Consider the following 11,495-nt stretch of genomic DNA (forward strand, 5'->3'; position numbering starts at 1 on the left):
GTGCCCTGCCAGCTGGACGCCTGCGCTCGATCGGCTACGCCGCTCCTACCACGTGTAGCGCACGCTGCCCTTGCCGGCATAGGAACGGGTGACGCTCGAGAACTCGCCTTCGAACGTCGCCAAGGCGCTCCAGCCGTTCTGCCAGCTCATCTCGACCGAGGTCGTCGTCAGCGCGGAGTCGCGCGCCTGCGCGGCGCCGTTGACGACGAAGCTTGCGCCCGGCAGCGTCTGGAACGTCGCCGCGACCGAACGATCGGGATTGAAGTCGTGCGCCCAGGCGAGGCGGCCGCGCAAGGTGAGGGCGCCGTCTGCCAGCGCATAGGACTTGTCGGTGCGCAGGCCGAACTCGGTACGTGTGTCGGTGACGGTCTTGCCGGTGTAGCTCAGCGCGAAGGTCGACGTGCCGGAGATGGCCTGCTCCACATAGGCCGGTAGGCGCAGGCTCGTCACCTGCGCAGCCGCGTAAGGCGTGAGGCCGATGCCGCCTATGGGAGCGACGAAGCGCGTGCCGCCCTCGATGCGGCCGATCCAGGCATTGGCTTGATAGGTCGCGCGCAGCCGGTCGGCACCGGAGATGGTGACGGTGCGATCCGCGGTGACGTCCTGCCAGCCATAGGCCAAGGCCGCTCTCAGATAGCTCGGGCCGATATGATGATGCAGATAGGCGCCGGCCTGGAACAGATCGGAGCGGCCGGAGCCGAGGCCGTTGACGCTGAAGCTGGTGCCGCCGCCGCCGAGCGCGAAGCCCGCAATCGTGCGCGGTGCGATCCGGTAGTCGGCGCCGACGGCGGTGCCGGCGATGCGGCTGGTGGTATCGTTGGAACCGACGACTGCATTGCCGCTGGTCGTTTGCGAGCCGCCGAAGCCCGCCGCCCAGACATTCCAGCGCTGCGCAAAGTCGGCCGGCCTGTCGTCAGTCAGCATCGCGAAAGCATCGGTGCGCTTGCGGGATGTGTCAGCATAGCTGATCGCGCCCCCGCCGCTGGCTTGACGTTGTGCGAAGGGATCGGTCAGCAGGCTGGCGAACTGGCTCATGGCGTTGAACGTGGTCTGTTGCACGCCGGTGGCGCTCTCGCCGGACGCCTGCGTAAGGCCCGCCTGGTTCAACTTGCCGAACACGACGGGAATATCGCCGGTGCGATCGAAGAACGCCGACAGCGTATCGCCGACCGTCTTCTGATTGCCGTTGAGTCCGCCGGGCACGGCGAAGGCGAGGATCAGATCGAGATAGACGTTGTTGGCGTCGTAGCTCAGGCTGGTCTTGAAGCCGGAGGGCAGGTTGGTCTTCACCACCGATCCGAAGCCGCCCGAGATGCCGCCGCTCGTCGTCAGGATGGTGTAGCGCTTGTCGATATAACCGCCGCCGGTGCCGAACACGGCGTTGACGGTGGCTCCGCCGAGGGTGGCCGATCCGGTGACGCTCGCGAATGAGGCCGTGGTCGGATCGAGCTGCACCAGATAGTACGCACCGGACTGGAAGGCGAGATTGCCGACGATGGTCATCGACGAGCCGGCGGTGCCATTGCCGGGCGCCAGCGTGCCGCCGGCATTGATGCCGACCGTCATCGGCGGATCGACGAGACCCGCACCCGTCAGGGTGCCGCCGGCATTCACGGTCACCCCAGAGGTGTTCATGATCGCACCTTCGACGTCGAGCACGCCGCCGTTGATGGTCGTCGCCCCGGTGTAGCTGCTGGTGCCTGACAAGGTCAGGATGCCCACGCCGACCTTGGTGAGCCCGCCCGTGCCCGAAATCGTCCCGCCGAGTGTCGCGTTGTTGCCGTTGGTATCGAACGTGCCGCCGCCGGCATTGAGGGTCACGGTCCGGCTGGAGCTGAAGCCGGCGAGATATTGCAGCGTGCCGCCACCGAACGACACGCTGCCGGAAGCATCGCCGAGATTGGCATCTGATGACACCGCGAGCGCGCCCTGGTTGATGCTCCACGGCGTAACCTCGGTCGTCGTGCCGGTCAGCGTCCAGGTCGCGGTGCCCGTCTTCACGAAACTCGAGAAGCCCTGGAATTGCGCGGTCGCACCGATCGTGGAAACGTCGAAGCTGCCGTTCGCGGCGCCACCGAGCCGGAACGTATCGGTGCCGGTGCCGACGACATTGCCATTGATGATCGAGCTCGCCCAGATCTCCAGCACGTTGCTGCCGCCGGTGAAGCTGATGGCGGCGGGGGCCACGAAGAATCCGAAGCCGTTACCGCGCGAGATCGTGCCGCTGTTGATGATCGCGAGATTGGCGCCGATGACGCCCGCACCGGCCCTTCCAGCCGTGCCGGAGCGACTAGTATCCGTCGCGCCGGCCACGCCTGCGTCGCCGCCGGTGATGGTGCCGGAGTTGATCAGCGTGCCGTCCGCGGCGAAGGCGACGCCGGCGGCACCACTACCACCGTCGCCACTCGCATTCGGTTGGGTGCTGGATGGCGCCTCACCACCATTTCCGCCGCCACCGCCTTTGATGGTGCCGGCGTTGTTCAGCACGACGCCGCTTCCCGTCAGAAAGATACCGTAACCGCCCTGGCCGCCATTGCCACCCCAGCCATTCACGACGACATTTAGCGAGGCAGCCGCGCCGCCATTGCCGCCCTTGCCTCCCGTGATGCTGCTGCCATTGCTGTAGGTGAGCCCGTTGCCATCGACGACCACCCCGTATCCGCCGGCGCCGCCGCCGCCACCGCCGAAATCCCCGGTGGTGGCGCCGCCACGTCCACCATTGCCGCCCGACACCGCTGCAGAGTTGCTCGTGTCCGTGGTTACGACGGCGCCATGTGCGCCACCACCACCTCCGCCTCCGCTGTGAATCGAGAAGCCGCTTTGACCGCTTATTCCGTTGGCGCCCGGACCGATCCCGCCGCTGCCACCCGGTGCGGCACCGGTCGAATCGCTGCCGCCGGCCCCGCCGAGTGTGCCGGCGCCGCCACCGCCGCCGCCTCGGGTAGGAATAGGTGCATTGGCGCCGACATTTCCAACGGCCGTGGCCGAGCTGGCACCGCCATTGGCGAAGGTGTCCTGGCCGCTGCCGCCGGCGCCGCCTCTGGTGGCCTGCGCAATGGCTGGCGCCGCCGCAAGCACCGGGGTGACCAGCGCGGCCGCTGACAACCAGCACAACCGCCTCGACCGCGAGACCGTATGGGGACCGGATCGGTTTGCGATCAGCACGTCGGCCTTTGCATCTTCGCGATTGAATCCATGTCATGCAGACGCCGTCAGGCGCCTCCAATCGTGCCAGACGGCATTTCGTCAAGAGCAGCCAAGATCGCCTTGGCGGGTACTGTGATTTTTTGGGTGGATTTCGAGATGGCCTAAGTTCGTCGCTGCCTGTGACCGTCGTGCAACACTCGATACGAACCAGCCTTCGCTCCCGGTTGTGCGTGGTCGTTCCGCAATCGAATGGCGCGCATGCGGCGGGCCATGTGCAGCATGGGCTGTGGCATCAGCGATCCTGCCTCAAACGCTGCGGATAGACCGCGACGAGCACCTGAATTGCCCAGATTCTCCCTGCGCGTCAGCCTCGCGGACCGAGCAGACCAAACGCGGCGGGTGAACAGGCCACGCTGAGGCTCCAACGACCATCGGCATCAGTTGCGAGTTTCTGATTGGGACCATGCCGTAATTGGTTTGCGGATTGTGGTGGATAGAGCTTGGCTGGGAACACCAAAACAATCGTACCGATGTTCGAAGCCGTCCGGCGCTTCTCCAGAGGTTGTGTCTTTGCGATGACAGCTTTTTAGGCAGGAGAGTGGTAGGCTTCATTCATGGGCAGTTCTGAACTGCTCACGCGCGGTGCCTGATCTCTGGTCATCGCGCCCTGATGTTTCCTCCCGAGACGATCCCTTGCCCGGCGCTTGCGTCGGGCTTTTTTTGCGTTCGGTGGATCAGAGTTCGCAGCTCATCCCGGTTGCGCCTCGAAATGAAAAAGCCTCCGTCCGGCTTCTCGGAAGGAGGCTTTGGGCAAAGGCGATGTAGGAAAGAGAGCGCGCGAACCCGAGGAAGGTCAGCTTCAGTTGGCCTTCTCGGCCACCGGCATGTGGTACCAGTCGGACTCGTTGTCGAGCATCGTCTCGTCGAACGGCAGAGCGCCGGGGTGATTCAAAGCGGCTCCGTTGACGTCGCGCACGATGTTCATCGCCGTCAGAAACTCGTTCAACTCGGATGCGCTCATGATCCGCTACTCCTCACACGCACGGGCCCCGAGGGGGTCCGCGATCAACTGATGCGAAGAGATTAACCCGATCTTGCCTTGGCCTCAATCCGGCCAAGTCTGAAGTTCCAACGTGGTGACATCTGGGCCACAGCGGCGGGATGCCGCAGCTTGGACATATTGCACCTGCTCACACGACGCGATGCAGTCGGAGATCGGCGATCTCGCCGTCGGTGAAGCCGAATTCGGACAGGATCTCCTCGGTCTGCTCGCCGAATTCCGGCGGCCGCGCCGCCATCCGGCTGGGCGTGCGCGACAGGGTGAAGGGCTGCGCCACCAGCGTGATGTGGCGGCCGTCGTCGTTCGGCACCGGCTGCGCCATGCCGAGATGCTTGACCTGCGGGTCCTCGAACATCTGATCGATGGCGTAGATCGGCCCGCACGGCACGCCCGCGGCATTCAGCTCGGCGACCCATTGCTCGCTCGTCTTGGCGAGCGTGCGTGCGTTGATCTCGGCATTGAGCGCGTCGCGGTTCTTCGAACGCGCCGGTGCCGTCGCGTAGTCCGGATTGTCGATCCATTGGGAGGCACCGAGCGTCTGGCACAGCCGCTCCCAGATTCGGCCGCCGGTCGCGGCGATATTGATGTAGCCGTCGGAGGTCTTGAACACGCCGGTCGGGATGCTGGTCGGATGATTGTTGCCGGCCTGCGGCGCGACCTCCTTCTCCATCAGCCAGCGGGCGGCCTGGAAGTCGAGCATGAAGATCTGCGCCTGCAGCAGCGAGGTCTGGACCCACTGGCCCTCGCCGGAGACCTCGCGCTCGAGCAGCGCCGTGAGGATACCCATCGCGCAAGAGAGCCCTGCCGAGAGATCTGCGATCGGGATGCCCGCGCGCATCGGACCCTCGCCAGGTGCCCCGGTGATCGACATCAGCCCGCCCATGCCCTGCGCGATCTGGTCGAAACCGGGCCGCTTGGCATAGGGACCATCCTGGCCGAAGCCGGAGATGCTGCCATAGACGATGCGCGGATTGACCTTGCGCACCGCCTCATAGTCGATGCCGAGCTTGGTCTTGACGTCGGGCCGGTAGTTCTCGATCACGACGTCGGCTTTTTCGGCGAGCCGCATGAACACGTCGACGCCCTTCGGATCCTTCAGATTGAGCGTCATCGCGCGCTTGTTGCGATGCAGGTTCTGGAAGTCGGCGCCGCGGCGCGGGCCGCCAAGCGCTTCGCCGCCATCCTCCATCATGGCGTCGATCTTGATGACGTTGGCGCCCCAATCGGCGAACTGCCGCGCGCAGGTCGGGCCGGCGCGCACCCGCGTCAAATCGAGGACAGTGAAGCGGGACAGGGCTTTGGATGCGCGCGGGAAGGCCATGCGGACGAACTCCGAGAGAGGCGACATGGCTGTATAGGAGAGCGCGCGCAGCGCGACAATTGCGCGGACAGCGGTGCGTGCCGCGCTGCTCATGCCGCTGGTGCAGGGCTTCTACTTGAGCGGAACTTGCGCGCGCTCACCGCTCGTCGGCGATCACTTTGCCATCGTTGGGCAGCGTGCCTGGCGCGACCAGCTCGACTTGGCCGCTGAGCTTGGTGACGCTGCGCAGGCTGGCGGCCAGCGCCTCTTGCAGGTCGGCTGCGGGCGCCGCGCACTCGGCCTTCAAGGTCATCGCGTCGGTCTCGCCGGCACGGGTTACGACCAGGCGGAGGCGGCCGAGCTCCGGGTGGCGCTTGCCGATCTCGGCGACCTGCTCGGGGCGCACGAACATGCCCTTGATCTTGGTGGTCTGGTCGGCGCGCCCCATCCAGCCCTTGATCCGCATGTTGGTGCGGCCACACGGACTGAGACCCGGGAGAGCGGCGGTGAGATCGCCGAGTGCCAGGCGAATCCAAGGATGGTGGGGATCGAGCGAGGTGACGACGATCTCGCCGACATCGCCCTCTTGGACCGGATCGCCGGTGCCGGGCCGGGCGATTTCGAAGATCAGGTCCTCGTTGACCACCATGCCCTCGCGCGCGGCGGTCTCGTAGGCGACGATGCCGAGATCGGCGGTGCCGAACGCCTGATAGGCGTCGATGCCGCGGCCCTTGATCTCGGCCTGCAGCGATGGCGGGAACGCCGCGCCCGACACCAGCGCGCGCTTGATCGAGGAGACGTCGCGACCGGCGCTGGCGGCGCCGTCGAGCAGGATCTTCAGGAAGTCCGGCGTGCCGCTGTAGCCGATCGGCCGGTAGGCCTCGATCAGCTCGAACTGCGCCTCGGTGTTCCCTGGCCCCGCCGGGATCACCGCGCAGCCGAGCGCGCGCGCCGAGGCGTCGAAGATGAAGCCGCCGGGCGTGAGGTGATAGCTGAAGGTGTTCAGCACGACGTCGCCGGGACGGAAGCCGGAGGCAAACAGCGCGCGGGCGCCGCGCCAGGGATCGTTGTGAGCTGCTTCCGGCTCGAAGATCGGCCCGGGAGACGTGAACAGGCGCGAGAACGCGCCGGGCGCCTGCGCGACGAAGCCGCCGAATGGCGGCGCCGCCTTGTGCAGCGCCGGCAGCTCCGACTTGCGCAGCACCGGCAACTGCGCGAGCGCGGCGCGTGTCGTGATGTCCTGGGGATCGATCCCCTGCAGCAGCGCGGCATAGGCCGGCGCCTTCATCGCCGCGTGCAGCACGTCGGGCAGGCGGCCGAACAGATCCTGCTCGCGGGCTGCGGGATCACGGGTTTCGAGGGCGTCGTAGTGGGTCATCGTACCCAGTCCTTGAATCTTGCGGTCGTCATGCCCGGGCTTGTCCCGGGCATCCACGTCGTTCGTCGTTGCGGCTCGCGCGTGGATGGCCGGGTCAAGCCCGGCCATGACGAGGAGAGAGTTCGGCTACAGCCACCGCTTCCGCCGCTTGAAGCTCTTCAGGTTCTTGAAGCTCTTGCGCTGGTCGCCGGCGCCGCCAAGGTAGAACTCCTTGACGTCCTCATTGTCGCGCAAGGCATCTGCGGTGCCGTCGAGCACCACCTTGCCCTGTTCCATGATGTAGCCGTGGCTGGCGACCGACAGCGCCGCGCGCGCGTTCTGTTCGACCAGCAGGATGGTGACGCCGAGATCGCGGTTGATCTCCTTGATGATCGCGAACACCTCCTTGACCAGCAGCGGCGACAGACCCATCGACGGCTCGTCCATCAGGATCATCTTTGGCCGCGCCATCAGCGCGCGCCCGATCGCCAGCATCTGCTGCTCGCCGCCGGAGAGATAGCCCGCGAGGCCGGTGCGCTCCTTCAGCCGCGGGAAATAGTTGAACACCATCTCGATGTCGCTGTTGACCTCGCGATCGCTGCGCGTGAAGGCGCCGAGCTTGAGGTTCTCCAGCGAGGTCATGTCGGAGACGATGCGGCGTCCTTCCATCACCTGGAAGATGCCGCGGCGGACGATCTTCTCCGGATCGATGCCGTCGATGCGCGCGCCGTCGAACATGATCTCGCCGCGCGTCACCTCGCCGTCCTCGGTCTTCAAGAGTCCGGAGATCGCCTTCAGCGTCGTCGACTTGCCGGCGCCGTTCGCGCCGAGCAGCGCGACGATCGCGCCCTTGGGCACGTCGAGGCTCAGCCCGCGCAGCACCAGGATGACGTCGTCATAGACGACCTCGATGTTGCGGACGGAGAGCAGGGGGGCGGGTGCCCCAGCAGTTGCGGCCGTCCGCAGATTTTCCAGTGTATCGGTCATGGCGACACTCTATCCGTCGTCATGCCCGGGCTTGACCCGGGCATCCACGCCTATCAGCGTGTGAAGCAAGACGTGGATGGCCGGGAGATTGTGCAAAGACGCGCTTCGCGCTTCTGCCCGGCCATGACGCTGGTGTAAGGAACTACCACCCAGCCCATTCGGCTTTGCGCGGCAGCTCGATGGTCTTGACCTTCTCGAGCTTGATCACGCCCTTGGCCATGAGGTCGTTGAGGTCGCCATCCGTCGGACCCGTCACGCGCGCGCGATAGAGGTCGACCTTCATGGTGCCGCGGTGGTCCTTCTCGGTCCAGGTCGAGGGGCTGCAGACGCCTTCCATCCCTGCGGGCACCCAGTCCTTCTTCTGGTAGAAGCCCTTGGCGACGTTCTCGCCGGTGGCGCCGCCGTTCTTCGCAGCCCACTCGATCGCCTCCTTCATGTAGAGCGACGAGCAGACTGCGGCGACGTAGTGCACCGGGCGGTAGACCTTGCCGGTCGGGTCGGACATCTTCGAGATCTCCTGCACCGTCTTCATGCCCGGCGCATCGCCGCCCCAGGCCACCGAGGTGCGCAGCGGAAAGACGACGCCGTTGGCGGCATCGCCCGCGGTCTTGGCGGCGTTCTCGTCCATGCCCCAGACGTTGGACAGGAACTGCACCTCGACGCCGGCATTCTTGCAGGCCTTCATCACCGAGATGTTGGACGCCGCGGTGTTGCCCAGATAGGCGTAGTTCGCGCCCGAGCTCTTCAGGCTCAGGCACTGCGCGCTGTAGTCGCCGGGCGCGAGCGCGAACACCAGCGGCGGCAGCACCTCGAAGCCGAGCTCGGTGGCGAGCGCTTCGCCCGCAGCCTTCGGCGCGTTGGGATAGGGGTGGTTGGCGCCCATGTGGACGAATTTCGGCTTGCCCGGCTTGCCCTTGGCCTTCCAGTCCTCGGCCGCCCAGGTCAGCTCGGCGCGCAGCGCGTCCGAGTAGCTCGGGCCGTAGAAAAAGTTATACGGGGCGGGCTTGGCCTTGCCGCTGGTGCCTTCGGGGTCGGTCAGCGCGGCGGCGTAGGAGCCCGACATGTCAGGGATCTTGTCGTTGGCGAGGAAGCCGGTCAGCGCCTCGGTGTCAGCCGTGCCCCAGCCCATGATCGCCGCGACCTTGTTGTCCGGCGCCGACCACTTCTTGTACAGTGCGATCGCGCGCGGCACCTGGTAGCCATAGTCGTTGCTATCGACCGCGAGCTGCTTGCCGCCGATGCCGCCGTTCTTGTTGACCCAGGCGAAGCTGTCGACGACGGCCTGGCCATAGGGTGTACCGACGTCGGACGTGCCGCCCGACAGATCCTGCAGATGGCCGATCGCGATCTGCTGCGCCTGCGCCGTTGAAGCGAAGGCGCCTGCGAGCAGCGCGAGAGCCGCCGAGCCCAGCAATGATTTCATCGTCATAGTGCTTCCTCCTGTGGTGCGTTCGGGCCGGATTGTCGCCGGTCCCTGTTGGTTGAGTTCAATGTGAGAACGGATAAAGCTTCCAGTATGTCTTGATCTGTCGCCAGCGATGCGCCAGCCCGTCCGGCTCGAACATCAGGAAGGCGATGATGATCAGGCCGATTGCGATCTCGCGCAAAAAAGTGATGTTGTTGTTGAGCGCGAGCGCCTTGTCGATGGCACTGCCCTTCAGATTGTGGCTGAGCCACTCCATCGATTCCGGCAGCAGCACGACGAACGCGGTCCCCATCAATGTGCCCATGACCGATCCGGTGCCGCCGATGATGATCATGGCCAGGAAGAGGATCGAGCGCTCGATGCCGAAACCCTCCTGCGAGATCACGAGCTGGTAATGCGCGTAGAGCGCGCCCGCGATGCCGGCGAAGAAGGCGGCGAGGCCGAACGAGAGCGTGCGATATTTGGTCAGGTTGATGCCCATGATCTCGGCCGAGAGATAATGGTCGCGGATCGCGATCAGCGCGCGGCCGTCGCGGGTGCGCATCAGGTTGGTGACCAGGAGGTAGCAGACCACGACATAGGCCAGCACGACATAGAAATATTGCCGGTCGCCGCGCAGCGTGTAGCCTAGAATCGAGAACGGACTGGCCGAGGCCGGCACCGAGCCGCCGGAGAACCATTCGGCGCGGGAGAAGAAGTCGAGCAGGATATATTGCGCAGCGAGGGTGGCGATGACGAGATAGAGCCCCTTCAGCCGCGCTGCCGGAAGGCCGAAGATCAGACCAACGAGGGCCGTGATCACGCCCGCGAGCGGGATCGCGAAGAACACCGGGATGGCATAGGTGTTGTTGATGTAGGCCGAGGTGAAGGCGCCGAGCAGGAAGAAGCCGGCCTGGCCGATCGAGATCTGGCCGGTGAAGCCGACCAGGATGTTGAGGCCAAGCGCCGCGATCGCGAAGATGCCGATCTGGATCGAGACCGACAGCCAGTATTCGGAGAACGCCTGCGGCGCGAAGCACAACAGGATCACGCCCGCAATCGCGAAATTGCGGCTGGTTCTGGTCGGGAAGATCGTGGTGTCGGCCGCGTAGGAGGTGCGGAAGTCACCGGCGGGGATGGTGGAACGTGCGACCATGGCGGGCTCTATCTCGCCTGAGGCTTGAATTGCGTCATGGGCTCGCCCTTCCTTTTTGTTTGAGCATGATCGTTCCCGAAAACCGGCCTCCACTTTTCGGCGATCATGCTCATATCCGCTCGATGTCTTTGGTGCCGAACAGGCCATAGGGCTTGATCATCAGGATGATGATCAGGACGTAGAACGGCGCGATCTCGTAGAGATTGCCCCAGTGCAGATACTGGCTGTCGACATATTGCGCGATGTTCTCCAAGAGGCCGATGATGATGCCGCCGAGCACGGCGCCGCCGACGGAGTCGAGGCCGCCGAGTATCGCCGCCGGAAACACCTTGATGCCGTAGGCCGACAGGCCGGAGGAGACGCCGTTGACCACGGCGACGACGACGCCGGCCACGGCGGAGACAGTCGCCGAGATCGCCCAGGCCATCGCGAACACGTTCTTCACGGAGATGCCGAGCGACTGCGCGACCTGCTGGTTGAAGGCGGTGGCCCGCATCGCAAGGCCGTATTTGGAAGCCTTGAAGAACCACGCCATGCCAAGCATCATCAGGACCGACACCACGAGGCTCATGACGTAGACCGTTTGGATTTGCAGTCCGAACAGGTCGACGGACGTGCTGGCGAACACCGGCGGGAACGGCTGCGGGTTGACGCCGAACATCCATTTCAGCGCCGCCTGGAACACGGTCGACAGACCGATCGTGACCATGATGACGGAGATGATGGGCTCGCCGATCATCGGCCGGAGGATCACGACCTGGATCGCGATGCCGAACGCGAACATGAAGACCAGCGTGAGCGGCATGCCCACCCAGAAAGGCACTTGATATTTCGTCAGCAATGCCCAGCACACCCAGGCGCCGATCAGGAGCAGCTCGCCTTGCGCGAAATTGACGACCTGCGTCGCCTTGTAGATCAGCACGAAAGACATCGCGACCACGCCGTAGAGCGTGCCGACCACGAGGCCGTTGACGAGGAGTTGGAGGAGGAAGGCGGTGTTCATGATCGGTCTCACTCGTCATCGCCGGGCTTGACCCGGCGATCCATCGCATCAGAGATTTTCGCAATAGGATGGATGCGCGG

At 65.2% G+C, this 11,495-nt stretch carries 8 protein-coding genes; all 8 read right to left on the bottom strand.

Annotated features, from left to right (window positions below; all coding sequences use genetic code 11):
- Window positions 1–45: 45 nt before the first annotated feature.
- The 8 genes from QX121_RS21585 to QX121_RS21620 all read right to left on the bottom strand — a co-directional run bounded on the left by QX121_RS21585 (window position 46) and on the right by QX121_RS21620 (window position 11,415).
- Window positions 46–3,105 carry an autotransporter domain-containing protein gene (locus QX121_RS21585; RefSeq protein ID WP_315812979.1) on the bottom strand — a complete coding sequence of 1,020 codons (3,060 nt, stop codon included), beginning with the start codon at window positions 3,103–3,105 and terminating at the stop codon, window positions 46–48.
- A gap of 901 nt (window positions 3,106–4,006) precedes the next feature.
- Window positions 4,007–4,168 carry a hypothetical protein gene (locus QX121_RS21590; RefSeq protein WP_315739007.1) on the bottom strand — a complete coding sequence of 54 codons (162 nt, stop codon included), beginning with the start codon at window positions 4,166–4,168 and terminating at the stop codon, window positions 4,007–4,009.
- A 169-nt stretch (window positions 4,169–4,337) separates the two neighbouring features.
- A complete protein-coding gene (locus QX121_RS21595; protein ID WP_315777064.1) occupies window positions 4,338–5,528 on the bottom strand; it encodes a CoA transferase in 1,191 nt (396 codons plus the stop codon).
- 136 nt (window positions 5,529–5,664) lie between these two features.
- Window positions 5,665–6,885: a phenylacetate--CoA ligase family protein gene (locus tag QX121_RS21600; protein ID WP_315812980.1), complete on the bottom strand. Its 1,221-nt coding sequence runs from the start codon at window positions 6,883–6,885 to the stop codon at window positions 5,665–5,667.
- A 126-nt stretch (window positions 6,886–7,011) separates the two neighbouring features.
- Window positions 7,012–7,851: an ABC transporter ATP-binding protein gene (locus QX121_RS21605; RefSeq protein WP_315759165.1), complete on the bottom strand. Its 840-nt coding sequence runs from the start codon at window positions 7,849–7,851 to the stop codon at window positions 7,012–7,014.
- Window positions 7,852–7,993: 142 nt separating this feature from the next.
- Window positions 7,994–9,280, bottom strand: coding sequence for an ABC transporter substrate-binding protein (locus QX121_RS21610; RefSeq protein ID WP_315812981.1), 1,287 nt, complete (start codon window positions 9,278–9,280; stop codon window positions 7,994–7,996).
- 58 nt (window positions 9,281–9,338) lie between these two features.
- A complete protein-coding gene (locus QX121_RS21615) occupies window positions 9,339–10,412 on the bottom strand; it encodes a branched-chain amino acid ABC transporter permease (RefSeq protein WP_315777067.1) in 1,074 nt (357 codons plus the stop codon).
- Window positions 10,413–10,521: 109 nt separating this feature from the next.
- Window positions 10,522–11,415, bottom strand: a complete 894-nt coding sequence (locus tag QX121_RS21620; RefSeq protein ID WP_315777068.1) for a branched-chain amino acid ABC transporter permease — start codon at window positions 11,413–11,415, stop codon at window positions 10,522–10,524.
- Between the last annotated feature and the right edge of the window lie 80 nt (window positions 11,416–11,495).

Source organism: Bradyrhizobium sp. SZCCHNR2028 (genome assembly GCF_032380995.1).
Taxonomy (GTDB): Bacteria; Pseudomonadota; Alphaproteobacteria; order Rhizobiales; family Xanthobacteraceae; genus Bradyrhizobium.